Source organism: Brachybacterium sp., from assembly GCF_052095815.1.
GTDB lineage: Bacteria > Actinomycetota > Actinomycetes > Actinomycetales > Dermabacteraceae > Brachybacterium.
Genome location: NZ_JBQDLF010000007.1, coordinates 55726 through 81301, shown reverse-complemented (window position 1 = coordinate 81301; position 25576 = coordinate 55726). Strand labels below are relative to the sequence as shown.

The following is a 25576-nucleotide window of genomic DNA, read 5'->3' as shown; positions in this document are numbered from 1 at the left end:
CGAATCAACTGACGACGAACCCGTCGCCGCTCTTCACGGGCTCCAGCACCCGGGCGAGGCGGGTGACCGCCTCGATGAGCAGCGGCTGCGGCATCGCGTAGATCAGCCGCACATGTCCGGCTCCGACGGCGCCGCAATCGGTGCCGTCGGTGCATTCGACGCGGGCGGTCTCGAGCAGGTGGTCGTGCAGGGAGCCGGTGATGCCGTAAGCGCGCAGGTCGAGCCAGGCGACATAGGTGCCCTCCATCGCGGTCAGCTGGGCCCTCGGCAGCAGGGTGCGGACCAGCTCGGTGAGGGTGTCGCGGTTGCGGCGCAGGTAGGTGACGACGTCCTCCAGCCACTCCCCTGCCTCGGTGTAGGCGGCCGAGGTGGCGGCGAGGCCCAGGTTCGCGGCGCCGTGGCGGGCGAAGTGGCCGACGGTCGCGAAATGGTCGCGGTCGGCGTCGTTGCTGGTGATCAGCTGTGCGCACTTCAGCCCGGGCAGGTTGAACGCCTTGGATGCCGAGATGGCGGTGATCGTGTGGCCTGCTGCGGTATCGCTGAGCGAGGCGTACGGAAGGTGCTGGCCCTCGAGCACCAGCGGCATCCAGATCTCGTCGGAGAACACGCGCCCGCCCTTGCGATCCACCAGGTCGATGAGCGGGTCCATCTCCTCGCCGGTGAAGACCCTGCCGGTGGGATTGTGGGGGTTGCACAGCACCAGCAGCTCACCGCCGGCGTCGAATGCGGCTTCGAGCGCGGCGAGGTCGTAGCGGTAGCAGCCGGAGTCGTCGCGGAGCATCTCGACCTCGATGACCTCACGCCCCATCAGCGGCGGCACCTCGAGGAACGGCATATAGGACGGGGTGGGCACGATGATCTTCGAGTCCGGGCGCAGGAAGTTCCCGATCACGGCCTGGAAGATCGAGATGACGTCCGGCATCTCGTGAATGTGCGCGGGATCCACGACCCAGCCGGTCTGCCGAGCGAGGAATCCGGCGGTGGCCTGCGGCAGCTCGGCGGCGAGCCGGGCGGGGAGGTAGCCGAACGCGCCCCGCTCCACCTCGGCGTACAGGCGCTCGGTGACCGCCGCGGGGACCCCGAAGTCCATCTCGGCGACGAACGCACCGATCACGTCCCCACCACGGGCCCAGCGAGTCGCGCCGGCGGCGATGAGGTCGTCCTGGGTGATGGCGTCGAGCTGCACGATGCTGGGCACGGATCCTCCTTCGATGCAGCGCGCGTGGGGGCGGCGCTGCGAGTACTGCTGAGCCTATCCAGCAGGCGTCAGGCGAGGGACAAGGAGCATCCGGCGATCGGTGGCCGCGTCCTGGGCCTGCCCGCCCGACCTGCCGGGCGGTTGGGCCATTGCTCCCCCGTACCCGCAGGGGTACCGTCGAGAGCAGGATTCACGCAGACCATGGCAGGTGCCGCACATGGTTCCGGTCCGGCTGATCGGATACGAGGACGAGGACGTCCGCGGTTCACCCGCCCAGATCGTGGGCGAGGCTCGCCCACCGGTGCAGGGAGCTCTGGCAGCGATGACGATCAACGGATACCCGGTTCCCGAGGCGAGGCCGGCGCTGCTGCGGCTGCGCGACCGCATCGACGGCACCTTCCTCGAACCGGGCGATGAGGGCTATGACGAGGCCCGCGCGGTGTGGAACGGGATGATCGACCGGTATCCGCTGGCGATCGTGCGCGTCGCTTCCGCGGCCGAGGTCATCCCCGTGCTGGAGACCGCCCGGGAGACCGGGCTGCCGCTCGCGGTGCGCGGCGGCGGGCACAGCATCGCGGGCCTCGGCACCATCGACGACGGGATCGTGCTGGACCTCAGCGGCCTGCGGGAGGTGACCGTGGATCCGGAGAGCCGCCTGGTGACGGCCGGGCCCGGCGCTCTCGCGGCCGACGTCGACGCCGCGACCTCCCCTCACCGCCTGGCCGTACCGCTGGGGACGGTGTCCACGCCCGGGATCGCCGGGATGACGCTCGGCGGCGGCGTGGGCTGGCTGGTGCGACGGGCAGGACTGGCGCTGGACCGGCTGGTGCGCGCCGAGGTGATCACCGCCGCCGGCACGCACCTGACCGCGAGCACGAGCGAGAACCCCGATCTGTTCTGGGGCCTGCGCGGCGGCGGCGGCAACTTCGGGGTGGTCACCTCCTTCACCTACCGTGCGGTGTCGCTGCCGGAGACGGTGCTCGGCGCGACCCTGTTCTACCAGCCCGCCCGCTGGCGCCGCGCACTCGCGGCCTTCGAGCGCTGGAGCCGCGACCTGCCCGATACGCTCACCACGATCCTCACGGTGATGGTCATGCCCGAGAACCTCGGGATGGGCGATGAGGCATGGCTGATCATCCGCTGCGCGTACGTGGGAGATGACGTGAGGGCGGGGAACCTGCTGCTGGACCGCCTGCGCCGGGCCGCTCCGCCGGATGACCAGACCTCGGGCCCGATCTCCTGGCCGCAGTGGCAGAGCGCCATGGACGAGCTGTTCCCGGACGGTGCCCGCGGGTTCTGGCGCAACGCGGCCTTCTCCCGGATGGACGAGGACGCGCTGGATGCGCTCACCGCGATCGCCTCGGCGATCCCCGGCAGGGGCACCGCCGTGGACATCCACCACCTCGGCGGAGCCTTCGCCCGCGTGCCCGAGGAGTCCACCGCCTTCCCCAATCGCAGCTCCCGCTTCTGGATGGCCATCTACGGGTTCTGGCAGGACGCGGAGGAGGATGCTCGCCTCACCGCCTTCGCCGAGCAGGCCCACGCGGTGATGGACCAGCTCAGCGAGCAGGGTGAGTACGTGAACTTCCGGGCCCGCGAGTTCGCCCATCCCCTGAACGACTACTCCCGTCGCATCTACGGCGAGGAGACCTATCGCCGGCTGCAGCGGGTCAAGCAGCGCTACGACCCCGGGAACCTGTTCCGCATCAATTACAACGTGGCGCCGGAGGGGTAGGGCGCGGCCTCAGCTCGTCTTCGGGGTGCGGGTCTCCGCGCTGAGGAACCAGGCCTGCTGCTCGAGCTGCTCGAGGATGCCGTGCAGGATGTCCGCCGAGGTGGGGTCGGCCTCGTCGACCTCGTCGTGGACGTCGCGCATGGTGCCGACCACACTCTCGATCGCTGTGACCATCAGGTCGATCGCATCGTGGGTGAGCACCTCGCCCTGGGGGAACTCGGGCAGGGAGGTCTGCTCGGGGACCACGGCCGGCCGGCCGTCGGGCGTGGCATGGAGGGCACGCATGCGCTCGGCGACCTGGTCGCCGCTGGCGCGGGCGATGTCGACGATCTCGTCGAGGTTCAGGTGCAGGTCCCGGAAGTTCGGGCCCACGATGTTCCAGTGGGCCTGCTTGCCCACCAGCTGCAGTGCGGTGAGGTCCACGAGCACGGCCTGGAGGTTCTTGGCGAGCGCGGCGGGAGCGAGGAAGCCGCTCTCAGCGTTCTCCTTCTTCGTACGCTTCGCGCCGGCGGGGGTGGGGACCTTGACGGTGTCGTTCATGGGAGCTCCTCCTGGTCGATCATGTCGATGAACTGCTCGGACTGCTCTCCACGCTATTCAGTGCGGGAGAGGGCGGCAACTCTCCGGGCCGAACGGTAGAACCGGGGCGGTAACGGGCGGGGCCCCGCACCCGGCCCGGCCCGGCGCTCAGGCGACGGGCACCCGATGCGCCTCGCGGAGCTCCCGCGCGGCAGCCGGACCGGTCGCGAAGCCGAGCTGCGGGGCGACCTCGGTGGCCAGCAGCTCGAGGCTGCGCAGGGTCAGCTCGTGCCCGGCGTCGATCGAGTGGACCTGGAAGGATACGTCGGTCACCTCGCGCAGCGAGGCGTCGGCCGCAAGCGACGCGGTGACCTCCTCGGCGGTGCCGACGTGGGTGTCGGTCACGGCGATCAGCTCCGTGAGGCTCGCCCCGGAGGCGTCGAAGCCGGGCTGGGTCGCGGCGAGCTTCCGCAGCCCGGGCTCGGCGAGCTGCAGGGCGCGGGCACGCTGCGCAGGGTCGACCACCAGTGCGGTGCGGGAGGCGAGGATCCGCGGCGCAGCACCGTCGGGCAGCGCGCTGCGATAGGCCTCGATGATCGGCAGCTGCAGGGCGTGCAGCGGCAGGTCGTGCTTCCCGTCGGGGCGCGGCTGGGTGCGCGAGAGCAACAGCCCGTCCCCCGCCTGCCCGGCGCGGCGGCCGCCGTCGGCGGAGAACGTCGCCTGCCAGATCCGCTCGTCGAGGTCGCCGGCGGGCGGGTAGATCTGCGAGTCCGTACCGCGGATCCCGCGCCCGGCGAGCGTGTTCCGCAGCACCTCGAGGTGCTCGGCGTACAGCTCCCGGCGCGCGGCGGGGTCGCGGCCGAAGGCCGGGAAGGAGCTGGGGGTGCCGCCGGCGGCGATGCCCAGCTGCACCCGGCGGCCTGAGAGGGCGTCGAGCACGGCGGCGTCCTCCGCGGCGCGCAGCGGGTCATCGATCGGCAGGGTGAGCACGGCGGTGCCGAGCGCGATGTCGGTGGTGTGCTGCGCCGCGGCGGCGAGCAGCACGAAGGGTGAGGGCAGCCCGCCCTCGTGCTCGCCGAAGTGGTGCTGGGCCACCCAGGCGGAGGCGAAGCCGAGCTGATCGGCATGGCGGATCTGTTCGAGGGCGAAGCGGTAGCGATCGGCAGCGGGGGCGTTCTCGAGCAGGCGGGTGAACAGGCCCAATCGGGGTCCGGTCATGGGGCGGAAACCTCTTCGGGGAGAGAGCTGCGGGCGGGTGCAGTGGCGGGTGCGGAGCTGGAGGCGGATGAAGGGCCGGGTGCCGCCGCGGGACGGCCCGCGCCGGGGATCGCGGCGAGCAGCGCCCGGGTGTACTCGTGCTGGGGGTTCTCCAGAACCCGGCCCACGGGGCCCGCCTCGACCTGCTGGCCGCGGCGCAGCACCGAGACGGTGTCCGCGACCTGGCGCACCACGGCGAGGTCGTGCGAGATCAGCAGGTAGGTGAGGCCGAGCTCCTCCTGCAGGCGGGCCAGCAGGCGCAGGATCTGCGCCTGCACGGTGACGTCCAGAGCGGAGACCGCCTCGTCGAGCACCACCAGCTCGGGCTGCAGGATCAGGGCACGCGCGATCGCGACCCGTTGGCGCTGCCCGCCGGAGAGCTCGCGCGGCCGACGGTCGGCGACCTCCGGCGGCAGGGAGACCAGCTCGAGGTGGTGCAGGGCGGCGGTGCGGCGCTCGGCCCGGGTGCCGCGGCGGGTGTTGCGCAGCGGCTCCTCGAGGATCGCGGCGATGGACTGCCTCGGGTCCAGGGAGCCGAAGGGGTTCTGGTGGACCAGCTGCACGGTGGCGCGGAACTCCCGCAGCGCCCTGCCTTTCCCGATCGCGGTCACCTCGGTGCCGGCCACCTCGATGCTGCCCGCGGTGGGACGGCGGAAGCCGGCGATCGCCCGCCCGGTGGTGGTCTTGCCGGAGCCGGACTCCCCCACCAGGGCGTGGGTGGTGCCGGGGGCGATGTCGAAGGAGATCCCGTCGACCGCGACGAACGGCTCCCCGCCGGGGCGGGTGAACTCCTGGCGCAGCTCCCGCACCCGCACCAGCGGGGTGGTCCCGGGGTCGGGTCGGTGAGGGCTGCGCTCGACGACCTGCCGCAGGGAGGGGGCGTCGGCCAGCAGGGTGCGGGTGTACGCGGCCGACGGGGCGGCGAGCACCTCCGCGGAGCGGCCGGACTCCTCGATGCGGCCGCTGCGCATCACCACCAGCTCATCGGCGCGGTCAGCGGCGACGGCGAGGTCGTGCGTGATCAGCAGGACTCCCGCGCCGGTCGCCTCGCGCAGCTCGTCGATCAGATCCAGCACCGTGGCCTGGACGGTGACATCCAGCGCGCTGGTGGGTTCGTCGGCGATCAGCAGATCCGGGTCCAGGGCGAGGGCGGCAGCGATCAGCACCCGCTGGCGCATCCCGCCGGAGAGCTCGTGGGGGTACTGGCGGGCGCGGGTCTCGGGGTCGTCCAGGCCCACCCGCTCCAGCAGCTCGTGCACGCGGACGGTGATCTGGTCGCGGTCGCGCCAGCCGTGGATCCGCAACGGCTCGGCGACGCTCGCGCCGATGGTGCGCACGGGGTCCAGCGAGCTGGTGGGGTCCTGCGGGATCAGGCCGATGCGGGTGCCGCGCAGCTCGCGCCAGGCATGCTCGGGCAGGCCCACCAGCTGCTCGCGCGCGCCGTGCTGGCCGCCGAGCGTGATCGATCCGCCGATGACCTGGCCGTTACCGGGCAGCAGCCCGATCGCGGCGTGGGCGGCGGAGGACTTGCCGGACCCGGATTCGCCGACCAGCGCGGTGACCTGGCCGCGGGCGACGGACAGGTCGATCCCTCGCACCGCGTCGACGGCGCCGCGGCGGCTGCGGTAGCTGATGGACAGGTCGGTGATCTCGAGCAGGGGCGGGTTGCTCATGACTGCTCCCCCTGTCCCAGGGCTGCGCTGAGGCGGTTGGTGGACAGGACCACGGCGGCCACGGCCAGGCCGGGCAGGAGGGTCAACCACCAGGCGGTGGCGACGTAGTCGCGGCCCTCGGCGATCAGCAGCCCCCATTCGGGGGTGGGCGGCGGGGCACCGTAGCCGAGGAATCCGAGGGTGGAGATCTGCAGGATCGCGGAGCCCAGCTGCAGCGCGGCGAGCGCCAGGACGGGGGCTGCGGAGTTGGGCAGGATGTGGCGCCAGAGGATGGCGGGCAGGGTGCCGCCGGAGCCGTAGGCGGCTTCGACGTACTCGCTGCGCCGCACCTCGAGCACCCGGGAGCGGGAGAGCCGGGCGAAGGTCGCGATGGAGGTGATCCCCACGGCGATCGCGGCGTTCGTGGTGCCGAAGCCGAGCAGGATCACCACCGACAGCGACAGCAGCAGGCCCGGGATGGCCAGCAGCACGTCGACCAGGCGCATCAGCGCCTCCTCGACGAGTCCGCCGACGGTCCCGGCGAGCACCCCGATCGTGGTGCCGGCGACGAGTCCCACGGCGACCGCGATCAGCGCGGCGGTGATCGAGTGGGAGGCGCCGTGGACCACGCGGGAGTAGAGGTCCCGTCCGGTGGAGTCGGTGCCGAACCAGTGTGCGGCGCTCGGGGCCTGGAGCGCCTCGGTGGTCGAGGCGGTGGGGCTGAAGCCGGTGAACAGGCCCGGGGCCAGGGCCCAGGCGAGCGCGAGCAGCAGCACCAGCGCGGAGAGCGCCACGGTGGGGCGCAGGCTGGTGAGGCGCCGGGCGAGGCGCCGGGCAGTCAGTCGCTGGGTGCCATTTCGCTGCAGCGGTGAACGGTCGCCCCCGACGGCCCCCGGGGCGGCCCCGGGGGAGGCCCCGGTGTCGGCCCCGGGGGCGGGCTCGTCGGCCCCGAGGGGGGTGCGGGGGCGCGGGGCGGTGGTGCGGGTCAGGATGCTCATCAGGCCGGCACCATCGCTCTCTTGGCGGGAACAGGAGCAGCAGGCGCGGAGGCGGAGCTGCGCAGTCGGGCATCGAGCACCGGGTAGAGCAGGTCCACCACCAGGTTGATCAGCACGAACACCACCGCGGAGAGCACCACCACCGCCATCAGCACGGGGGTGTCGCGGGCGGCGACCGCCTGCGCGGTCAGCTGCCCCACCCCCATCCGGCCGAACACGGTCTCGGTGACCACCGCACCGCCCACCAGCTCTCCGAACAGCAGTCCGGCCATGGTCAGGCTGGGCAGCAGGGCGTTGCGGGCGATGCTGCGGGTGAGCACCCACCAAGTGGAGGCGCCGCGGGCGCGGGTGACGGCGACGAAGGGCTGGGAGGAGACCTCGTCGATCGAGCGGATCAGCACCTGGGCCAGCGGCGCCGCGATCGGGATCGCGAGGGTGATCACCGGCAGGATCAGCGCCTGGAGCGGACTCGCGCTGAGCACCGGGACCAGTCCCAGCTGGAAGGAGAACACCTGCAGCAGCATGATCCCGATCCAGAACACCGGCAGCGAGACCATCAGCGGGGGCAGGCCCCGCAGAGCGCCGCGCAGGGCCCGGGTGGCGCCGAGGTGGCGGAGGCTCCCGTGGGTGGCGATGAAGGCGATGACCACGGCGAGGGTCACCGCGACGACCAGGCCCAGCGCCGCGAGGGTCAGCGTGGCAGGCAGCGCCTCGGTGAGCAGAGCGGAGACGGAGGCACCGGTCTGCACGGAGTAGCCCAGGTCGCCGCGCAGGAACGAGGTGACCGAGTCGAAGTACTGCACCAGGGCAGGCTGGTCGGCCCCGTAGGCGGCACGGATCTCGGCGAGCTCTGCGGCGGAGAGCCCCAGGTCAGGGCTGCCGTAGCGGGCCATCACCGCATCCCCGGGCAGGGCGGTGAGCATCACGTAGGCGGCGGTGAACGCGAGGACCAGGACCAGCACGGCGCCGCCCGTGCGGCGCAGGACGTAGTGCACCGGGGCCCTCAGCCGGCGAGCCAGGTGCCGAGGAAGCTCGGCCGGCCCACGGACTCGGTGGCGAAGCCCTGCACGGCGTCGGCGAGGCCGAAGACCTGCGGCTCCTCGAACAGCGGCAGGATATAGGCCTGCTCGGCCAGGTGCGTCTGGGCGGCGGCCGACGCCTCGGTGCGACCCTCCGCGCCCGGGGTGGAGGCGACCGCGGCCAGCAGCTCGTCCAGCTCCGGGTCGCCGATGCTGCCGTCGGGCTCGAGGTTCAGCAGGACGTTGCGGTTGTCGGAGGCGTACTGGGACTTCAGCACATCGAAGTCCGCGCGGCCCACCATCGAGTGGTACACCTGCACGGTGCCGGGCTCGGCGCGGGCGGCGTCCTGCGCGGCCTGGTCCCCGGACAGCAGGGTCACGGTGATCCCGAACTCGGCCAGCTGCTCCTGGATCAGGGTGATCACCTCGCGCGAGCGCGGCTGCGGGAGGGCCTCGTTGGCGGTGAGGGTGAGCGGGACGCCGTCCTTGGCCCGGGTGCCGTCGGGCCCGGCGACCCAGCCGGCCTCCTCGAGCAGCGAGATCGCGATCTCGGGGTCGTGGGCGTAGTGCTCGGAGGTGTCGAGGTGGCCCAGAGCCGTGGTGGCCAGCGCCCCGGTGGCCAGCGGATAGTTCGCGGTGAACAGGGTGTCCACGATCGCCTGCCGGTCGATCGCGGCGATCAGTGCCTGCCGGGTGCGGATGTCCTCGAAGAGCGGGTCGCGGAAGCGGAAGTTCAGGCCGTTGTTCACGCCGTTGGTCGCCGCGGCGTGCAGGGACAGCCCTTCGGCGGCGAACTGGGGCTCGTCCGGTGCTTCGATCTGACGGGCGAGATGGGCCTGGCCGGAGGTCACGGTGCCCACGCGCACGCTGTCCTCGGCGGCGACGATGATGTCGATCCCGTCCAGGCGCGCGCGGCCGGTGTGCTGCAGGGAGGCGGGCGCCCAGTCGTAGTCCTCACGGACGGCGAGGTTGACCTGGGTGCCGAGCTTCTCCTCGGCGATCACGAAGGGTCCCGAGCCGATGATCTCCGTCGCGTTGCCGGGGCCGAACTGCTGCCCGTCACGGTCCAGCGTGGCCGAGGAGAGCAGGCCGGAGTTGATGGTCGAGACGGCCTGGGCGAAGCCCGGCGCCGGGGCGGTGAAGTGGAAGCGCACGGTGACGGGGTCGATGACCTCGCCGCGGTCGTAGTTGTTGATCGCCTCGGAGACGGTCAGGGCGCGGGCGGCGTCACCGAGGCCGAAGAGGTCGAGGTTCTTCACCACGTTCTCGGCATCCAGCGGGCTGCCGTCGGAGTAGGTGACGCCCTCACGCAGGGTGAAGGTGTACTCGGTGGCGTCCTCGTTGACCTCGGGCAGGGCGGTGGCGATCCACGGCTCCAGCTCGAGGGTCTCCGGGTTCTGGTGCAGCAGGCGGTCGGTGACGTTGTTGACTATCCCACCGTTGGGATAGAAGCCGGCCGACGGCGGGTACAGCGTGGTCCAGGTCTGCGGCTCGAGGTAGACGAGTGTGCCGCCGCTGGCCGGTTCCCCGCCGGCCGCCGCCCCACCGCTGCTCGCACCGCACGCCGCGAGGGTGGCCAGAGCGGGCACCGAGATGCTGAGCGCGAGTACGGACCGACGGGTGAAGGACGCCATGGAGGGTCTCCTGAGGAGTGGAGCGAACACGGGGCGCGGCGGGCTGCCGCTGCCGCCAGTAGACCACGAGTCCCTAAGTTGCACTATGGGACGTTCATAGCGTGACATATGGATTACGGTCACCATCGCTCGCCCGCCGACCGAACTCGCAGGTCCCTGCGCGTACCCTGCCAGTGATCAGCACCCACCCCACCGAGGAGATCTCACCCCCCATGACCAGCATCGATCGCGCGTTCATCGATTCCCTGCCGAAGGCCGAGCTGCACCTGCACATCGAGGGGACGCTCGAGCCGGAGCTGAAGCTCGAGCTGGCTCAGCGCAACGGCGTGGATATCGGTCAGAGCACGGTCGAGCAGGTGCGGGACACCTACTCCTTCACCGATCTCACGAGCTTCCTGGCCGTCTACTATCCGGCGATGGAGGTGCTGGTCACCGAGCAGGACTTCCGCGACCTGGCCCTCGCCTACCTGCGCCGCGCGGCGGCCGACGGGGTGGTGCGTGCGGAGATCTTCTTCGATCCCCAGGCGCACACCAGCCGCGGCATCTCCTTCGCGACCGTGATCGACGGGCTGTGGTCCGCGGTGCAGGAGGCTCCGTCGCTCGGCATCGATGCCGCGCTGATCATGTGCTTCCTGCGGGATCACAGCGCCGACTCCGCCGAGGAGACCCTCGCCGCGTCGCTCCCCTACCGCGACCGGATCGTGGGCGTGGGCCTGGACTCCGATGAGCGCGGCAACCCGCCGGAGAAGTTCGCGGCGGTGTTCGCCGCCGCGAAGGACGCCGGCTACCGGCTGACGATGCACTGCGACATCGACCAGGAGCAGTCGATCCAGAACATCGCGACCGTGCTGCACACGATCGGGGTGGAGCGCATCGACCATGGCACCAACATCCTCGAGGACCCGGCGCTGGTCGCCGAGGCGAAGCAGCGCGGCATCGGTTTCACCTGCTGCCCCGTCTCGAACTCCTTCGTGACCGACCAGATGAAGGGTGCGGAGATCGCGGCCCTGCTGCGTGAGGGGCTGAAGGTCTCGATCGCTTCCGACGATCCCGCGTACTTCGGTGGCTACGTGAGCGAGAACATCGCGGTGCTCGCCGAGGCGCAGCAGCTCACCCGCGCCGAGGTGGTGCTGCTGGCACGCAACTCGCTCGAGATCAGCTGGGCGAGCGCCGAGAAGAAGGCGCAGTGGCTGCGCCAGCTCGAGGAGATCGCCGGCTGAGGACGCGCTGGGCTGAGCGGGGATGCTCTACCCCGTGGAAAGACGCTCCGCGCGGAGGTCAGGCGTGGTGCTCGTGGCCCTTGAGGACGTCGAGCGCGAGGGTGGAGTGGGCGTAGGCGCCACCGGCCCGCATCTCTGCGGCCACCCAGATCGACTCCATGATCTCCTCGTCCGTGGCACCTGCCCGGGAGGCGAGCTTGGTGTGCCCCTTGATGCAGTACGGGCACTGGGTCACGTGGGCGACGGCCACGGCGATCAGCTGCTTGGTCTTTCCGGGCAGGGCGCCGTCCTCGAAGACGGCCTTGCTGAACTCCGCGAAGGCGCTGTCGATCTTCGGGGCCAGCTCCTTGCGGCGCGCGCTGACGGCAGGGGTGGCCTGGGGATAGAGCGGATCGGTCATGTCGACTCTCCTTCGCAGGGTGCATCTTCGCGGGGCACATCGGGTCCTTCCCTGCTCACGATAGACCTGCTTCCAGGCGGTGGCGCTGGCTCGGAGATCACAGCGATGACGGGGGCCTGAGCGCATACAGTGCGGTCAGGAGCCTGCGTCGGTCAGGAGCCTGCGTCGGTCACGACCGGGCTGGCGCGCTCCGCAGGTTCGGAGAAGGTCGAGGAAGGGACGGTGCCGTGGAGGATCCCGCCGCTGCCGTCCGCGCGGTCGCCCTCACGATCCCGTCGGGCAGCGTGATGACCTACGGGGAGATCGCCTTCGCGACCGGCCTGCACCCGCGCCAGGTGGGCCGGATCGTCGGCCTCATCTCCGAGTCCATCCCCTGGTGGCGGATCCTCCGCGCTGACGGGACTCCCGCGACCTGCCACGGCGGGACCGCCCCGGCCCTGCTCGCGAAGGAGCATGTTCCCTTCCGCGGGAACCGGGTGGATCTGCGCGCGCTGCGCCAGCACCACGCCGCTCCCCCGCAGCCCCCGCAGCCCCCGCAGCACCCATCCTGAGCTTCGCCCGCCCTACAGGAGTCGCCCATGACCTCGATCCAGTCGCTCTGGCCCACCCCCGGCGCGGACCTGACCGACGAGCAGCTGCTCGAGCTCTACGCGCCGCCCGCCGGCCCCTGGCTGCGGATGAACTTCGTCTCCAGCCTCGACGGGGCGGTCACCCGCGACGGGCTCTCCGGCGGGCTCGGCGACGAGGCCGATCATCGCGTCTTCGAGCTGCTGCGCCGGTGGGCGGATGTGGTCCTGCTCGGGGCCGGCACGGCGCGCGCGGAGGGCTACGGCGGGATGCGGCTGCCCGAGGAGGCGGAGCGCTGGCGGGTGGAGCAGGGCCTCGCGCCACAGCCCGTCTTCGCGCTGGTGACCCGGCGTCTGGATCTCGATCCGGCCTCACCGATCTTCACCGACGCCCCGGTCACGCCACTGATCTTCACCGTCTCCGAGGCGCCGGCGGAACGGCGGGCGGCCCTGTCCGAGGTGGCGGAGATCGTCGATGTGGGCGAGACGGTGGTGGATCCGGCCGTGGTCCGCGCGCAGCTCGAGGCGCGGGGCCACCGGCGGATCCATTCCGAGGGCGGGCCCACCCTGTTCGGGGCATTCCTCGAGGCAGGCGTCGTGGACGAGCTCTGCCTCACCCTCGCCCCGACCCTCGAGGCGGGCTCTGCCATGCGCATCACGCAGGCGCCGCAGTCGGCGCCCACGGCGATGGAACTGGCCGGCGTGCTGCGCGGCGGCGACGAGCTGCTGCTGCGATACACGAAGAGCGGCGGCGGAGATCCCGGCGCGGGTGGCGTGACGAGCTGACGTTCCTACTCGGGCAGCGGGATCTCGGGCAGGATCTGCTCGGGCTCGGGCAGCTCGAGGCTGACATCGACCGTCCAGCGTTCCTGGCGCCGGTCGTAGCGGCCGGCGATCGTGGCGTGGAGGGTCAGGTGGTGGCCGCGCTCGGCCATGCCGGCCAGCAGCGGCGCGTAACGGCTCGCGTTCTGGCGGGCGAGGAAGCCGACGTGCCGCCCCTCGATCCACACCGAGACCGCGAGGCCCGGATCGTGGGGATCGTGCGGCTCGAGGCTGAGCGCGGCGATGCGCTCGACCTTGGAGTAGGAGCCGTTCTGCGGCACGCCGTCCAGCAGGTGCGCAAAGGCGCCGGACCGAAGATGCTCACCGACCACCTCCGTCATCATCGAAGTGCGGGCCGGCGGCTCGACGCCCGTCCCGGCAGGCGCCAGCGGCACCCGCTCCCCCTCTGCCGTGCCGGCGCTCGGCACGGAGGCCGGTTGCGCGGGTGCGGTCCGGGCTGCGCGGCCGGCGCGTCGCACGTCGACTGCACGCAGCACGATGTCCACCAGCCACCAGATCCCCAGCCCGCCGAGCGTGAGGAGCTTCAGCAGGCCGCGGATCGGGTGCCCGATGTAGAACCGGTCGATGCCGAGAAAGCCGAGCAGGAGGGAGAGCACCAGCGCGGAGGTCGGGTCGTACGGCTCCGGGCGGGGCATCGGGCTCCTGAGTGCGTGGGATCGGCGGCCGACGGGGCGCCGCTGCGCGGGCGCAGCGGGAGGTCGGACAGTACCGAGCTTCCCACAGCGGCGTGGACGGGTGGAGCGCTCGACCTTGCCTCAGATCGTGATGTCGCGGCCGTCCTCGGTGCGCAGCTGGAGCACGAACCGGGAGCCCTGCGCCTCACGGATCTCGGCGACACCGTCGCCGAGGCCGAGGGCGTCGGTGGACTTCTGCTGCGGGCCGGGGTTGACCTCGATGCGCTCGAAGGAGACCAGCTCGATCGAGGGAAGGCCGCTGAGGCCCGGGTGGTCGGTGGTGCCCCAGTCGATCAGGAACGGCACACCGTAGTTGCGCGGGGCTGCGGCCTGGGTGAGCCGCCACTGGAGCTCGGTGCCGTCGGCGGTGGTGCGGGAGAGCTCCTCCACGTCGCCGGGGTCGAAGCCCGCGGCGCGGGCGCGCTCGACGACCTGGTCGATGCCCTCGGGGTGCACGGCGTAGGTGATCAGGGTGGGCTTCTTCAGCCGGTTGATGCTGAAGGTCTTCGGCAGCTCCTCGCCCTCCCGCTCGGGATCGGGGCCGATCAGCTCGATGTAGTGCGGGCGCGGCTCGCCGTTGACGGTGAGGGCCACGAGCGCGTTGGCGGTGCCGGTGGGGTGGGTGCCGCCGGGGGCGGCGGTGATGCCGGTGAGTTCGTGGAACCAGTCCACGATCTCGGCCAGGTCGGGGCCGGCGATGACGATGTGGTCGAGCAGGCGGGGAACGCTCATGAGCTCTCCTTGGGGAGGGTCGGTAGGAAGGGCCAGGATCTCGGGGTCGCCGAGGAGTGCAGGAGGCGGCGGGCTCCGCAGGAGAGGGCGCCACCATTGTTGGTACCGACGTTACCTGTTCCGTACTGCCGATCGCTCTCGCTCAGCACCCTCAAGCCCAGTGGTTGGATCGATCTCATGGTTTCTGGTGCTCGCGGCCTCCCTGCACAGTCCTTCGCAGGCTGACGTGCACTGAGATGCTCGTGCGGCCGCCGGCCGACGTGCGCACTCACTCGCCGGAGCCGGCGCCTCCGCTCCCACTGTCCCCACCGCTCGAGCCCGCACCGTCGCCCTGCCCCGAGGGTGAGGTCGGCGGGTCGATCGGAGCCTCGTCCAGGCCGCCCGAGGTGCCGCCCTGGTCCGTCGTGGTCCCGTCGTCCTGCTCCCCGCCGGAGCCTTGGCCGGAGTCCTCCGGCACCTCGGTGGCCGGGGCCTGATCGTCGCCCTGCTCGGAGATGTCCTGTTCAGAGTCGTCCTGCTGTTCATGACCGTCGTCCGTCGAGGAGGAGTCCCCTCGCGGTGAGACCGCGTCGGAACCGGTGACCGACCGCTGGATCTGTCCCGTGCCCGGGGACAGCTCGGTGCCGGTGATCCTCTGGATGCCGAAGATCGCGCCGATGCCGATCAGTGCGATCACGGCGGCCAGCAGGGCGATCTTCACGATCCGGCGCCTGGTGGTGGAGGCATCGGAGGGTGCCTCGTCCATGCCGGCGAGCGCGCCGGGAGCGCTCTCCGCATCGTCGGGGCGGTCGCGTCGAGCGCCCGTGCGGGAGGAGTGAACACCGTTCTTCGGCGCGGAATGGGGGCGCTCGCGACCCCGGGCGGCGACTTCCTTGAGCTTTCGCGTGCTCCTGGTGACCGAGTCGGTGTAGAAGGCGAGTGCCGTGGCGGAGACCACCGAGGTGAGCGCGGCGCCGATGACGGTGCCCGCGATGCCCAGCTGGCCGCCGACGACCGTCGCGGTGGCCGCGGCCGCTCCACTGGCGATCAGACCCATCGGGGAGAGCTTCTTGATCTGCAGATCCGGTTCACCGCCCGGGCTCTGCGAGGGAGGATCCTGCGCGTCGGGCCCAGCAGCGGAAGAACGAGCGGAGTGACGCACGGGGGAAGCCATGGGTCTCATCCTGCTCGGCAGTGTCAACGTTCGCCACGGCGGTCCTCACAGTTGCCTGGGAGCAGCACAGATCCGGCCGTGGCCTGCAACGATGCCGCTGATGAAGAGCATCACAGTCGCGATGACGTCACACCTGGCCAGGGTGCGGTCCTGAGACACAATGAGCCGATGACCCACTTCTATCGGCCCTCCGAGGGGCACCGCCTGCCCCACGACCCGTTCAATGCGATCGTCGGGCCGCGTCCGATCGGCTGGATCGGCACGCTGGATGCCGAGGGTCGCCGCAATCTCGCGCCGTACTCGTTCTTCACTGCGCTGAACTACCTCCCGCCGCTCGTCGGGTTCTCCAGCAACGCCTGGAAGGACACGGTCGCCAACTGCCAGGCCACCGGCGAGTTCACCTGGAACCTGGTCACGCGCACCCTGGCCGAGCAGATGAACGCCTCCGCGACGACCGCCGGGATCGACGAGTTCGACGCCGCGGGGCTGGAGGCCGCCGCATCGAGCGAGATCGCCGCGCCACGGGTGGCGGCGTCTCCGGTGAACTTCGAATGCCGCGTCACCCAGATCATCGATCTGCAGGCAGCCTCCGGGGAGGCCTCCGGCTCCTGGTTCGTGGTCGGCGAGGTCGTGGGCGTCCATATCGAGGAGTCGTTGCTGGTCGAAGGGATCTATGACACCGCCGCGGCGGAGCCGGTGCTGCGGGCCGGCGGGCCCAGCGCGTACTTCGGGATCGACCTGGCCCAGAAGTTCGATATGCACCGGCCGGACTGAGGCTTCTTGTCAGCAGGCCTGCTCCGCGATGTTCGACCACCTCGCGCGGCAGCTGACCCTGCGAAATGTCCAGCTCTGTGGCGGAGCTGGCACCGCTCAGAATCCGCGGGCGTTCACCGGCTCGATCTTCGGAGGCGACCGGTCCGTCGGCACCATTCCAGGTAGTGCTCGAGGAGCGGCACAGCGTCCGGATGCGGGAGCCACCTGCCCACGTGATCCTGCCTCGGGGAGAGGGAGAGCCGCGCGATCTGCACCTGCCTGCGGTTCCGGAGGAGCACGAAGAACGCCGAGGACCGTCCGGGGCGCTTGGGCGGCTGCAGCGCCGCCGCCTCCTCCCACGGGATCACCTCCAGGTCGCCGGAGGCGCGATGCGCCACGATCCCCTCCTCGTGGATCACCAGCTCGGCCTGCAGCATCGTGACGATCTCGTGCCTCCGCACGGCGAGAGCCATGCCGCCGCACCCCATGCCTGCGGTGCCGAGGAGCGGGAAATACACGCTGTCGATCTGGGAGCCCAGGTACACCGCCAGCACGATCAGGACGGGGGTGCATCGTGACCGCGAAGACGGCATCGGGTCCCTTCAGGGCGGCACCTGCACTCCTGCTCACTGGCGGAGCGAGGACACGGCCACCGGGTCACCGCGCTCACGGCAGCAGCGGTCGCAGGGCCTCCACGAGCGGGCCGACGCCCTGCGCGACGTGCTCCTCGAGAGGGACCGTGGGCCGTTCCTGACTCGCCCACTCCCGGAGGCAGCGCGAGGCAGCGGCGGACAAGGCGGCGCTGACCAGTCCGATCATGGCCGGATCAGCCTCGGGCACCCGCCGGATCACCCCCCGGAGGACGCGCTCGGAGGTGTCCTGGGCGATCAAGGTGGCGTAGGCGCGCAGCTCGTCCTCCCGCTCGGTCAGCCGCATCCGGGCGGCGAGCGCCGCATGCTCCTCGACCCCGTAGTGCGCGTTGACCAGCAGGCCGCGCTGGATCAGTTCCACCACCGGATGGGTGGGCCCGGAGTCCAGGGCGTGGTCGATGTCCGCCGCGCGCAGGTCGTGGTCCGCCCAGATGATGTCGCGCTTGGTGCGGAAATAGGCGAACAGGGTGGTGCGACTGACCCCGGCCTCGCGCGCGATGCTCACCAGCGATGTCGCCGCGTAGCCCTGCTCGAGGAAGAGCTCGAGCGCGATATCGCGGATCTCGGCATGGCTGGTCCCGCGCGGCCGCCCTGGCCCTCGTCCGTTCATGGGGCCATTATCCGTCATCGCAGATCCGTGAACACATTTCCGAACACTGTTAGACTCTTCGTGCACGGCGAGGATGCCGTCACGCTCCCGACCTCTCACCGCCGGGACCCACCATCGAAGGGAACGCCATGAAGGCTTGGCAGTACATGGGCGACCGCGCCCCCATCCAGCTCAATGAAGTGCCGGAGCCGACCCCGGGGCCCACGCAGGTGATCATCGACGTGCGCGCGGCCGGGCTGTGCCACTCGGACATCATGTACATGGAGGTGGGCGACGGCGTGATGCCCTTCCTGCCGATGACGCAGGGTCACGAGAACGCGGGCGTGATCACCGCGCTCGGTGCGGAGGTCACTGACTTCGCCGTGGGCGACGTGGTGGGCGTGTGCAGCTCCGGCGTCCAGCCGCCGACGGGCATGTTCACCCCTGGCGGCTTCGCCGATCAGCTCGCCGCCGATCACCGTGATCTGGCGCGGGTCCCGGAGGGCCTGGACCTCTCCCTCGCCGCTCTCGGCACCGACGCGGGGATGACCAGCTATCACGCCATGATCAAGGTGGGCCGGGCAAGCGCCGGCATGAAGGTCGGCGTGATCGGGTACGGGGGTCTGGGCCAGATCGGTGCCCGCGCTGCCGTGCTGGCGGGCGCCGAGGTCCACGTCGCCGAGACGAAGGAGGAGGTCTGGCCGCTCGCTCTCGAGGCCGGTGTCACCGCCTGCGTCGCGGACGCGCAGGAGTGGGTGCCCACCGGCCAGGCGATGGCGGCGGGCGACTTCGACCTGATCGTCGACTACGCCGGTTTCGAGACCACGCAGACGGCGCTGAACGCGGTCAGGCGCGGCGGAAAGGTGGTGCAGGTGGGCCTCGGCAGGCCGACCTTCACGATTGCCACCAACTCCATCCTGGGCAAGACCCTCGAGGGCTCCCTCGGCGGCACGGTCGAGGACATCGAGGAGGTCTATGACCTGATGGTCCGCGGCGAGATCACCCCGCGCTTCGAGGAGATCCCCTTCTCGGGCATCGGCGAGGGCCTCGAGAGGCTGAGGAACAACCAGGTCACCGGACGACTGGTGGCGCGCTTCGGGGACTGAGCACTCCCGCTCCGGCGTCGGCGCGGCACCACCGCGTCGGCCGCCGGAGCGTGAGCGAGGGGGCCCGCAGCCCCTGCCCCGCAGGACTGGGGTCAGGACTGGGGAAGAGTGATCCTGCCGCTGCGCACCCCGGCCACCACGCCGCCGTCGACCAGCAGATCGGTGCCGGTGACGAAGGTGGAGTCCGGGCCCAGCAGGAAGGCGGCCGCGGCGGCGATGTCGGCGGGGGTGCCCACGCGCCCGCTGCCGGAGCCGGCGATCATGGCGCGCATGCCCTCGCCGCTCTCCCCCGCCAGCTCCTCCTGGCCCATCGGAGTGGAGATCACGCCGGGGCTGATGGTGTTCACCCGCGCTCCGCGCTCACCCCAGGTGGTCGCGGCCGCATGCACCCGCAGCTGGTTCGCGCGCTTGGAGATGCTGTAGGCGACGCCGGGGTTCGCCACGGCCCCCTCCTGCAGGAACGGCAGGGACAGCAGCTCCTCCGTAGGGGTGCCCAGCAGGGCCTGCTCCATCTCCGCGGGGAAGCGGCCCACAGTGAAGGTGCCGGCCATCGAGGCGATGACGATCCCGGACCCGCCGGGGGCGACCACCTTCGCGAACTCCTCCAGGCTGACGGCCACGCCGTACAGATCCACCCGCAGGATCGCGGCGGTCGGCGCCTGCATCGGGGAGAGCCCGGCGGTGTGCACCACGCCGGTGACCGGGCCGAGCTCGGCAGCCGCGGCGGCGAGCGCGGCGACCGACTCGCGGGAGGTGACGTCGACCTTCCGGGTGGTCACTGCGAAGCCCTCGCCGCGGAGGGTCTCGGCCACGCGCTCCAGGGTGGTCTCGTCGAAGTCCGCAAGCAGCAGCTGCCTGCCCGTTCCGGACCGCCGGGCGATCGCCTCGCCCATTCCGCCGACACCTATCACTGCCAGGACATCACTCATGATCCAGCTCCTTCGCCGAGTCCGCCACCGGGCGGGAGCCACGGTGCTGGTGCATTATTGAACACTGTTCGGTCGGGAGGATGCTGGGAGGGGGTGTGGGCCTCGGGATCAAGGCGCCGGGGGCGCGCACCCGCACCGCCCGGTCGGGCGCGATGAGGAGTCTCCACACCCAGGACCGTGGCGCTCGCGGGGACATTCCGGCAGCTGTCACGACCGCGGTCGGCCCGGGGTCAGCGATGGATCGCGAGGCCGTGGCGCTGCGCCGCGAGGGCGAGCTCGCGGTCGTAGGTGGCGATCGCGGAGACGTCCGTCCCGTACAGCAGCGCGGTCGACAGGTACAGCGCGTCCAGTGCGCACAGTCCCGCCTGCAGGGACAGGGCGTGGTCGATGATCTCATCGTCGACCGCGTCGAGCTCGACGCGGCGCAGGATCGCCGCGACGTCCTCCAGCGATCCCCCTCGGCGGTTCACGGTCGCCTGCAGCTCGACCTCTAGCAACCGTGAGGACAGCAGCTCGGCTCCATCGGCGAACAGCGCCTCGACCTCGCTGACCTCGGGCTCCCGGCTGAGCAGCTTGTACGCCGCGGAGGTGTCGAGGTAGATCACGCCCGGTCTCCGCGCATGTCCTCGAGCATCTGTTCGGTGCTCCAACCGTGCAGCGGGGTGCGGATCTCCGGAATGCCTCGCTCCGTGGCGGGGCGCAGCGCTCCGGTGGCGAGTCGGCGCGCCCGGCGATTCGAGGGCACTGGGGTCAGCTGCGCGATCGGCCGGCCGCGATCGGTCACGGTGATCTGCTCGCCGGCTTCGACGCGGGCGAGGACACGTGCGGTCTGCTGATTCAGCTCGGTCCGGGTCACGTCGGCCATGAGATCACCGTACACCCACGTACTAGTTCTAGTACACGGTGGTTGTGGATCGTCTGGTGGGAGCGCAGCCACCGCGCACTAGCCTGGTCGTCGGCCCTGTCCGGGGCCCTGGCACACAGAAGGAGTACGACGAGGCATGCAGACCACCGGAGACATGACCAGTTCCCCTCAGATCGAGGCATGGGCAGCGGCGCTGTCCCGCAGGGAGGAGGTCGCGCTCCACCGGTCGCGGCTCAAGAGCGTCCTCCTGGCACTGGTGATGCTGGTGGTCGGCCTGATCGGGCTCGCCCTCGGCCTCGCCGCCGATCTGGTGCTCGCCCTCACCGGCTGGCTGCTGGTCCTCGTCTCCATCATCTCCGTGGTGGTGCTCGTGCGCCGGGCACTCTCGAGGCAGCCCGCCGCGGTCGTCACCGCCGAAGGCATCACGGTGGGGCGCGGCACGGCCGGTCCGATCCCGTGGTCGCAGATCACCGACGTCTCCGTGATGCGCTCGGGCGCGAGCTCCTTCGTCATCCTCGCCGTCACCGAGCAGGAGCGCCGCCGCCAGAGCGGAGACGCAGCGGGCGTCGACCTCGATCTCAAAGAATCCGAGGACGAGTCACAGCCCGTCATGTGGCTCCCCAACGGGCTCGCGGCCGACGAGAACGAGCTGGCCAGCTGGCTGACTCGGGAGCTCACGGCGCGCCGGGCCTGAGATGGGCGGCCGAGCCGCCGCAGCAGCCACTCAGAGATGCGGCCACCTACAGTGGACGGCGTGATGGCGACGACCTCGACGACGGCTGAGGCTGCTGCCCGCCGCCGCACGGCGCGCCTGGCTGCGGGCGTGATCGTCGTATTCGCGCTCGGGCTGCTCCTCTGGGCCGGTCCGGATGCCGCCGCTTTCGCCGCGGAACTCGGTCTGGGCACCGACATCCCCGCCTCCGGGTGGATCGTCGCCGCTCTCGCAGCAGCCTGCTATGCGGGGTACACGCTATGGGCCGTCCCGGAGATCCGTCCGGTGGCTCTCGAGGTGTCCTGGTTCCGGGCTCTCGCCGTCCCGCTGGCGCTCGGCTCCGGCCTGATCGAGGAGATGTTCTTCCGGCATCTCCTCATGTCGTGGTTCGCGGCGGTGGGCCTGGGAACGGTGCTGCAGATCATCGTCTCCGCGCTGCTCTTCGCGGCGACGCACACGATCTGGGTGGTGTTCGGGCGCAGCTGGAAGGCGGTGCTGCCGATCCTGCTGTCGACGTTCGGGCTCGGCGTGCTGATGGCGCTGGTATACCTCGCCTCCGGGAGGATCGTATTGCCCGCCGTCGCCGCTCATATCGCGATCAACCTGCTCATCGAGCCCGGTCTGCTGCTGAGTTCCGCACGCCACGCGGTTCGGCGGTGACATACCTTCGCCACCGGGACCGCGTCCACCGGGTGCTGCATACCGCGCGTGACATCCCCTCGGGGTTCCTCGACGACTGACAGTGACGCGACGCGGCGGTCCGGTCGCCGCAGCACATTGCGTCCGCCGGCGCACTGCAGCGTTCACCCATCGCCGGCGAGCAGCTCCCGCACGTCGTCGGCGGTGAGGGTGCCGTTGAAGGCCTGGTTCCCGTCGGTCAGCGCGTTGAACAGCGCGGCCTTGCGCTCCTGCAGGGCCAGCACCTTCTCCTCGATGGTGTTCTCGGCGACCATGCGGTACACCATGACGCTGCGCGTCTGCCCGATGCGGTGGGCACGATCGACCGCCTGCGCCTCCGCGGCGGGGTTCCACCAGGGATCCAGCAGGAACACGTAGTCGGCCTCGGTGAGGGTGAGGCCGAACCCGCCGGCCTTCAGACTGATCAGGAACGCGGGCTGGTCGCCGCTGCGGAAGGAGTCGATCACGCCGGCGCGATCGCGGGTGGAGCCGTCGAGGTAGGCGTAGCGCACGCCCCGGTCCTCGAGTGCCTGGCCCACTCGCGCCAGGTGCGAGGTGAACTGGCTGAAGATGATCACCCGGTGCTGCTCGGCCAGGATCTCGTCGAGGTGCTCCAGCAGCGCGTCCAGCTTCGAGGAAGGGACCTTCGCGTGCTCCTCGGCGACGATCGCCGGGTCCAGCGCCAGCATCCGCAGCAGTGTGAGGGAGCGGAACACGACGAACCGGTTCCGGTCCATGTCCTCCAGCAGGCGCAGCATCTTCTGCCGTTCGCGCTGCAGCACGCGATCGTACAGCCGCCGATGGGCGGGCTGCAGGGGGACCCTCACCACCTGCTCCTGCTTCGGGGGCAGGTCCGACGCCACCGCGTCCTTGCCGCGGCGCAGCATGAACGGACGGATCCGTCGCCGGAGCCGGCCCATGCGTTCCTCGGAAAGCAGGCGCCCCTCCTCACCGGCCTCGGCACGCTCGATGGGCGTGAGGTATTCCTGCCGGAAGCGCTGCCAGGAGGGGAACAGGCCCTGCGCGGTGAGCGACAGGATCGCCCAGACGTCCGACAGCGAGTTCTCCATCGGGGTGCCGGTGATCGCCAGGCGGAATGGGGCGCGGATGCGGCGGGCAGCCCGGTGCGCCTTGGTCGCGCGGTTCTTGACGAACTGCGCCTCGTCCAGGATCAGGCCGTCCCAGTCCGGAGCGGTGCAGTCCTCCTCGTTGATCCGCAGCAGGGTGTAGCTGGTGACGACGATGTCCGCGCCGGCTGCAGCCTCGGCGACCGTGCTGCCGCGTCGAGCGGTGGTCGAGTCCAGGATGCGCACGTCCAGCTGCGGGGCGAACCGTTCGGCCTCGGACTTCCACACCGACAGCACCGAGGAGGGCGCGATGACCAGGAATGGTGGCGCGTCAGTGCGGAGGGTGCGGGCGCGCACGATCAGGGCGAGGGTCTGCAGGGTCTTGCCCAGTCCCATGTCGTCGGCGAGGATCCCGCCCAGATGGTGGTCGTAGAGGAAGGACAGCCACGCGAAACCCTCGTGCTGGTAGGGGCGCAGCGTCGCCTGTAGTCCTGCCGGCACCTCCGGCACCGGGATCTGCTCGAGGGCTCTGAGGGCGCCGACGCTCTCGCGCCACGACGTGGTGTCGAGTGTTTCGTCGGCAAGATCCTCGAGCTCGTCCCACAGGCTCACCTGGTACCGGCTGATGCGCTGGGAGTCGGGCTCCCAGTCGTCCATCGTCCCGGCCTCCTGGATCAGCGTCCGGAGTCGGTCGAAGGTGGGATGGTCCAGCCGGAAGTAGGTGCCGTCGGGAAGCAGTACGGAGGGCTCCTCCCGGGTCAGGGCGGTGAAGACAGCGGTGAAGGGCACCGGGTGGCCGCCGATGGTGACCTCGAACCCGAGGTCGAACCAGTCGTTGTCCTGCGGGTCCGTGGAGTCCGTCTGGGAGATGCGCAGCGACGGATCTCCCCGCAGCTCGGCGTAGCGCGGTCGGGTGCCGATCTCGCGGATGTCGAGGTGCTCGAGCGTCTGCAGCGCGGGCAGCACCTGGTCGACGAAGGCAGCGGCATCGACACCGGCGAGCTGCTGCTGGGCCCGGGTGGCCGCGTCCTCCCAGTGCTCACGCACGGAATCCAGCACCGCGCCCTCTTGGACGGCGTCGCGCGGCCCGCTCAGCTCGCGGCCGAGTGGGACTTTTCGGCGGGGAGCATCGTAGGCCCATGCCCAGTGCAGCTCGACCCGGTCCTCGGGCAGGTGCCGCACCTCCAGCTCGAGCCGCGCCGGGGCCGGCTCTGGGAACTCGACCGAGGCGTCCGTGCTGGTCACCTCGATGACGGAGCGGAGCTGCGGGGCGACGTCGCGGAGGAACTCCTCGGTATCGGGTGCCGGGATCCGCAGCGTGTCCTCGTGCTCCAGCAGCCGGCGCACGGTCTCGGGCATGGGCTTCGCAGCGGGATGGAGCACCACCTGCACGCTGCTGGCGCGGGGAGCCGTCCTGACGTCGATGAACCCGCCGGGGCCGGCGGGGCGCAGATCGGTGCGGGGCACGCCGTCGATCTCGGCCATCGCGGAGACGAGGAGATCACCGCCGTCGGCCTGGACCTCGAGGTGCACGTGGGCCGGGCCCTGCCAGGCGACATCCGCGATGATGCCCATGCCGACCAGCGGAACACCTGCGCGGACTGCCTGACCGAGCAGCTCCCAGCCGTCGCGGGAGCGCAGATCGTCCAGGAGCAGCCGCTCGTCGGAGTAGCCGCCATACGGTTGGTCGAGGGCTGCTGCCCGCGCGAGCCGGCCCAGCAGCTCGGCGTGCTCCGCGGGGAACTCGGAGTGGGCGGTCGGGTACTGGGAGGTCGAGTACTGGAACGTGCTCCAGGACAGGCCGCCTTTGATCCATGGCTTCGCGGTCCCCGCGCGCAGGGGCAGCAGCCCGACACTGAGCAGTGCCCCCTTCTCCACACTCGCGGTCGTCGCGGGGACCGAGGAAAACCGCGAGACGGCGTGCCCGCGCGCGCCGGCCCGGAGCTCGACGCCGAGCGCCAACGCCGTGGTCTCACGGCTCGCGGCGACATCGATCAGCGGTGCCAGGGTGCGGCGCCACGGTGAGGGGGATGGTGGCGGCGAGACCACGCCGGATCGCGGTGCACGGGGTGCGCGGTCCAGACCGTCGTCGGTCGCGCGCAGCAGCCCACTGCGCATCGCCTCGGTGGTCACGGTGTACATGAGAGCCGCGGCGTGCTTGCAGGCCGTGCCCACCGGGCACGTGCACCATGAGTCGACCGGCTCTCGGGCAGTCAGCCCCAGCGATAGCGAGGGGCCCGCCATTGCGGTCCGAGCGCGGTTCTCCCGCAGGGTGACCTGGGTGCGGTACGGCTGAGCGCGGGTCCCGCGCACCTCGCCCTCCAGGGTGAGCGTGCCTGCCCGGGTGGAGGTGGCGGACTCCTCACAGGCCACCCTCCCGACGGCGCCCGAGCGGCTGTAGCGCTTGCCCCGCTGGGCGGCGGTCGTTCCAGCGAAGCGGATGATGTCCTGCTCGCTCACATACGGCATGGAGGAATCAGCGCTCATAGCAGCATGGTGGCACGGAGGGCGCGCATCGTGGCAGCCATGTTCGCTGTGCTCGGCGGGACGCGCTCGTCACCCCGCGAGGGCTGCACATTCCGGTCCGGGGCCGGTGGGTGGTGCGAGCCGCAGGATGAAGAAGTTGA

The 25576-nt window shown here is 71.1% G+C and carries 25 protein-coding genes; 8 read left to right on the top strand and 17 right to left on the bottom strand.

What is annotated here, in order from left to right:
• Positions 1-4: 4 nt before the first annotated feature.
• The gene (locus ACTH43_RS04785; protein ID WP_441443780.1) at positions 5-1198 is read right to left on the bottom strand and encodes a MalY/PatB family protein; all 1194 of its coding nucleotides are present in this window, start codon (positions 1196-1198) and stop codon (positions 5-7) included.
• Positions 1199-1415: 217 nt separating this feature from the next.
• Here ACTH43_RS04785 and ACTH43_RS04780 point away from each other — a divergent pair, with 217 nt between their 5' ends.
• Positions 1416-2933 carry an FAD-binding oxidoreductase gene (locus ACTH43_RS04780; protein ID WP_441443779.1) on the top strand — a complete coding sequence of 506 codons (1518 nt, stop codon included), beginning with the start codon at positions 1416-1418 and terminating at the stop codon, positions 2931-2933.
• 9 nt (positions 2934-2942) lie between these two features.
• Here the strand turns inward: ACTH43_RS04780 and ACTH43_RS04775 are convergent, their stop codons facing one another.
• From ACTH43_RS04775 to ACTH43_RS04750, 6 genes are all read right to left on the bottom strand, one after another.
• Positions 2943-3473, bottom strand: coding sequence for a Dps family protein (locus ACTH43_RS04775; RefSeq protein WP_441443778.1), 531 nt, complete (start codon positions 3471-3473; stop codon positions 2943-2945).
• 147 nt (positions 3474-3620) lie between these two features.
• Positions 3621-4670 (bottom strand): putative FMN-dependent luciferase-like monooxygenase, encoded by a 1050-nt coding sequence (locus ACTH43_RS04770; protein ID WP_441443777.1) that lies wholly within the window; start codon positions 4668-4670, stop codon positions 3621-3623.
• The gene (locus ACTH43_RS04765; RefSeq protein ID WP_441443776.1) at positions 4667-6382 is read right to left on the bottom strand and encodes a dipeptide ABC transporter ATP-binding protein; all 1716 of its coding nucleotides are present in this window, start codon (positions 6380-6382) and stop codon (positions 4667-4669) included. The genes ACTH43_RS04770 and ACTH43_RS04765 overlap by 4 nt, the downstream gene beginning before the upstream one ends.
• Positions 6379-7359, bottom strand: coding sequence for an ABC transporter permease (locus ACTH43_RS04760; RefSeq protein WP_441443775.1), 981 nt, complete (start codon positions 7357-7359; stop codon positions 6379-6381). Before ACTH43_RS04760 ends, ACTH43_RS04765 begins: the two co-directional genes overlap by 4 nt.
• Positions 7359-8354: an ABC transporter permease gene (locus ACTH43_RS04755; RefSeq protein WP_441443774.1), complete on the bottom strand. Its 996-nt coding sequence runs from the start codon at positions 8352-8354 to the stop codon at positions 7359-7361. The genes ACTH43_RS04760 and ACTH43_RS04755 overlap by 1 nt, the downstream gene beginning before the upstream one ends.
• An 8-nt stretch (positions 8355-8362) precedes the next feature.
• The gene (locus ACTH43_RS04750; RefSeq protein WP_441443773.1) at positions 8363-10012 is read right to left on the bottom strand and encodes a TIGR04028 family ABC transporter substrate-binding protein; all 1650 of its coding nucleotides are present in this window, start codon (positions 10010-10012) and stop codon (positions 8363-8365) included.
• A gap of 212 nt (positions 10013-10224) precedes the next feature.
• On the opposite strand from ACTH43_RS04750, the gene add reads away from it, so the two are divergent.
• Complete coding sequence (gene add, locus ACTH43_RS04745; RefSeq protein WP_441443772.1) at positions 10225-11232, top strand: adenosine deaminase; 1008 nt, start codon at positions 10225-10227, stop codon at positions 11230-11232.
• Between the two features lie 58 nt (positions 11233-11290).
• Here the strand turns inward: add and ACTH43_RS04740 are convergent, their stop codons facing one another.
• On the bottom strand, positions 11291-11632 hold the full coding sequence (locus ACTH43_RS04740) for a carboxymuconolactone decarboxylase family protein (protein ID WP_441443771.1): 342 nt from the start codon (positions 11630-11632) through the stop codon (positions 11291-11293).
• A gap of 227 nt (positions 11633-11859) precedes the next feature.
• Between ACTH43_RS04740 and ACTH43_RS04735 the strand changes: the two genes are divergently transcribed.
• Both ACTH43_RS04735 and ACTH43_RS04730 read left to right on the top strand, forming a co-directional pair.
• Positions 11860-12183 (top strand): MGMT family protein, encoded by a 324-nt coding sequence (locus ACTH43_RS04735; protein ID WP_441443770.1) that lies wholly within the window; start codon positions 11860-11862, stop codon positions 12181-12183.
• Positions 12184-12210: 27 nt separating this feature from the next.
• Entirely contained in the window at positions 12211-12984 is a 774-nt protein-coding gene (locus tag ACTH43_RS04730) for a pyrimidine reductase family protein (RefSeq protein ID WP_441443769.1), read from the top strand.
• 5 nt (positions 12985-12989) lie between these two features.
• Here ACTH43_RS04730 and ACTH43_RS04725 read toward each other — a convergent pair whose 3' ends face one another.
• The 3 genes from ACTH43_RS04725 to ACTH43_RS04715 all read right to left on the bottom strand — a co-directional run bounded on the left by ACTH43_RS04725 (position 12990) and on the right by ACTH43_RS04715 (position 15600).
• Positions 12990-13676 (bottom strand): NINE protein, encoded by a 687-nt coding sequence (locus ACTH43_RS04725; RefSeq protein ID WP_441443768.1) that lies wholly within the window; start codon positions 13674-13676, stop codon positions 12990-12992.
• Between the two features lie 120 nt (positions 13677-13796).
• On the bottom strand, positions 13797-14447 hold the full coding sequence (locus ACTH43_RS04720; RefSeq protein ID WP_441443767.1) for a VOC family protein: 651 nt from the start codon (positions 14445-14447) through the stop codon (positions 13797-13799).
• A 268-nt stretch (positions 14448-14715) separates the two neighbouring features.
• Entirely contained in the window at positions 14716-15600 is an 885-nt protein-coding gene (locus tag ACTH43_RS04715) for a hypothetical protein (RefSeq protein WP_441443766.1), read from the bottom strand.
• A 168-nt stretch (positions 15601-15768) separates the two neighbouring features.
• Between ACTH43_RS04715 and ACTH43_RS04710 the strand changes: the two genes are divergently transcribed.
• The gene (locus ACTH43_RS04710; protein WP_441443765.1) at positions 15769-16374 is read left to right on the top strand and encodes a flavin reductase family protein; all 606 of its coding nucleotides are present in this window, start codon (positions 15769-15771) and stop codon (positions 16372-16374) included.
• Between the two features lie 113 nt (positions 16375-16487).
• Here ACTH43_RS04710 and ACTH43_RS04705 read toward each other — a convergent pair whose 3' ends face one another.
• Positions 16488-16946, bottom strand: coding sequence for a hypothetical protein (locus ACTH43_RS04705; protein ID WP_441443764.1), 459 nt, complete (start codon positions 16944-16946; stop codon positions 16488-16490).
• A gap of 73 nt (positions 16947-17019) precedes the next feature.
• Positions 17020-17613, bottom strand: a complete 594-nt coding sequence (locus ACTH43_RS04700; protein ID WP_441443763.1) for a TetR/AcrR family transcriptional regulator — start codon at positions 17611-17613, stop codon at positions 17020-17022.
• Between the two features lie 128 nt (positions 17614-17741).
• Here ACTH43_RS04700 and ACTH43_RS04695 point away from each other — a divergent pair, with 128 nt between their 5' ends.
• A complete protein-coding gene (locus ACTH43_RS04695; protein ID WP_441443762.1) occupies positions 17742-18698 on the top strand; it encodes a zinc-binding dehydrogenase in 957 nt (318 codons plus the stop codon).
• A 92-nt stretch (positions 18699-18790) separates the two neighbouring features.
• Here the strand turns inward: ACTH43_RS04695 and ACTH43_RS04690 are convergent, their stop codons facing one another.
• From ACTH43_RS04690 to ACTH43_RS04680, 3 genes are all read right to left on the bottom strand, one after another.
• Positions 18791-19627, bottom strand: coding sequence for an SDR family oxidoreductase (locus ACTH43_RS04690; RefSeq protein ID WP_441443761.1), 837 nt, complete (start codon positions 19625-19627; stop codon positions 18791-18793).
• Between the two features lie 230 nt (positions 19628-19857).
• Entirely contained in the window at positions 19858-20232 is a 375-nt protein-coding gene (locus ACTH43_RS04685) for a type II toxin-antitoxin system VapC family toxin (protein WP_441443760.1), read from the bottom strand.
• Positions 20229-20492 (bottom strand): type II toxin-antitoxin system Phd/YefM family antitoxin, encoded by a 264-nt coding sequence (locus ACTH43_RS04680; RefSeq protein ID WP_441443759.1) that lies wholly within the window; start codon positions 20490-20492, stop codon positions 20229-20231. Before ACTH43_RS04680 ends, ACTH43_RS04685 begins: the two co-directional genes overlap by 4 nt.
• A gap of 136 nt (positions 20493-20628) precedes the next feature.
• Between ACTH43_RS04680 and ACTH43_RS04675 the strand changes: the two genes are divergently transcribed.
• Both ACTH43_RS04675 and ACTH43_RS04670 read left to right on the top strand, forming a co-directional pair.
• Complete coding sequence (locus tag ACTH43_RS04675) at positions 20629-21186, top strand: STM3941 family protein (RefSeq protein ID WP_441443758.1); 558 nt, start codon at positions 20629-20631, stop codon at positions 21184-21186.
• A 63-nt stretch (positions 21187-21249) separates the two neighbouring features.
• A complete protein-coding gene (locus ACTH43_RS04670) occupies positions 21250-21864 on the top strand; it encodes a CPBP family intramembrane glutamic endopeptidase (protein ID WP_441443821.1) in 615 nt (204 codons plus the stop codon).
• A 143-nt stretch (positions 21865-22007) separates the two neighbouring features.
• On the opposite strand, the gene ACTH43_RS04665 is transcribed toward ACTH43_RS04670, so the two are convergent.
• Positions 22008-25436 (bottom strand): DEAD/DEAH box helicase, encoded by a 3429-nt coding sequence (locus ACTH43_RS04665; protein ID WP_441443757.1) that lies wholly within the window; start codon positions 25434-25436, stop codon positions 22008-22010.
• Between the last annotated feature and the right edge of the window lie 140 nt (positions 25437-25576).

Coding starts and splice junctions, on each gene's coding strand:
- ACTH43_RS04780 (WP_441443779.1), top strand. CDS start 1,416: ATGGTTCCGGTCCGGCTGATCGGATACGAGGACGAGGACGTCCGCGGT.
- ACTH43_RS04775 (WP_441443778.1), bottom strand. CDS start 3,473: ATGAACGACACCGTCAAGGTCCCCACCCCCGCCGGCGCGAAGCGTACG.
- ACTH43_RS04770 (WP_441443777.1), bottom strand. CDS start 4,670: ATGACCGGACCCCGATTGGGCCTGTTCACCCGCCTGCTCGAGAACGCC.
- ACTH43_RS04765 (WP_441443776.1), bottom strand. CDS start 6,382: ATGAGCAACCCGCCCCTGCTCGAGATCACCGACCTGTCCATCAGCTAC.
- ACTH43_RS04760 (WP_441443775.1), bottom strand. CDS start 7,359: ATGAGCATCCTGACCCGCACCACCGCCCCGCGCCCCCGCACCCCCCTC.
- ACTH43_RS04750 (WP_441443773.1), bottom strand. CDS start 10,012: ATGGCGTCCTTCACCCGTCGGTCCGTACTCGCGCTCAGCATCTCGGTG.
- add (WP_441443772.1), top strand. CDS start 10,225: ATGACCAGCATCGATCGCGCGTTCATCGATTCCCTGCCGAAGGCCGAG.
- ACTH43_RS04740 (WP_441443771.1), bottom strand. CDS start 11,632: ATGACCGATCCGCTCTATCCCCAGGCCACCCCTGCCGTCAGCGCGCGC.
- ACTH43_RS04730 (WP_441443769.1), top strand. CDS start 12,211: ATGACCTCGATCCAGTCGCTCTGGCCCACCCCCGGCGCGGACCTGACC.
- ACTH43_RS04725 (WP_441443768.1), bottom strand. CDS start 13,676: ATGCCCCGCCCGGAGCCGTACGACCCGACCTCCGCGCTGGTGCTCTCC.
- ACTH43_RS04720 (WP_441443767.1), bottom strand. CDS start 14,447: ATGAGCGTTCCCCGCCTGCTCGACCACATCGTCATCGCCGGCCCCGAC.
- ACTH43_RS04715 (WP_441443766.1), bottom strand. CDS start 15,600: ATGGCTTCCCCCGTGCGTCACTCCGCTCGTTCTTCCGCTGCTGGGCCC.
- ACTH43_RS04710 (WP_441443765.1), top strand. CDS start 15,769: ATGACCCACTTCTATCGGCCCTCCGAGGGGCACCGCCTGCCCCACGAC.
- ACTH43_RS04705 (WP_441443764.1), bottom strand. CDS start 16,946: ATGCCGTCTTCGCGGTCACGATGCACCCCCGTCCTGATCGTGCTGGCG.
- ACTH43_RS04700 (WP_441443763.1), bottom strand. CDS start 17,613: ATGAACGGACGAGGGCCAGGGCGGCCGCGCGGGACCAGCCATGCCGAG.
- ACTH43_RS04695 (WP_441443762.1), top strand. CDS start 17,742: ATGAAGGCTTGGCAGTACATGGGCGACCGCGCCCCCATCCAGCTCAAT.
- ACTH43_RS04690 (WP_441443761.1), bottom strand. CDS start 19,627: ATGAGTGATGTCCTGGCAGTGATAGGTGTCGGCGGAATGGGCGAGGCG.
- ACTH43_RS04680 (WP_441443759.1), bottom strand. CDS start 20,492: ATGGCCGACGTGACCCGGACCGAGCTGAATCAGCAGACCGCACGTGTC.
- ACTH43_RS04675 (WP_441443758.1), top strand. CDS start 20,629: ATGCAGACCACCGGAGACATGACCAGTTCCCCTCAGATCGAGGCATGG.
- ACTH43_RS04670 (WP_441443821.1), top strand. CDS start 21,250: ATGGCGACGACCTCGACGACGGCTGAGGCTGCTGCCCGCCGCCGCACG.
- ACTH43_RS04665 (WP_441443757.1), bottom strand. CDS start 25,436: ATGAGCGCTGATTCCTCCATGCCGTATGTGAGCGAGCAGGACATCATC.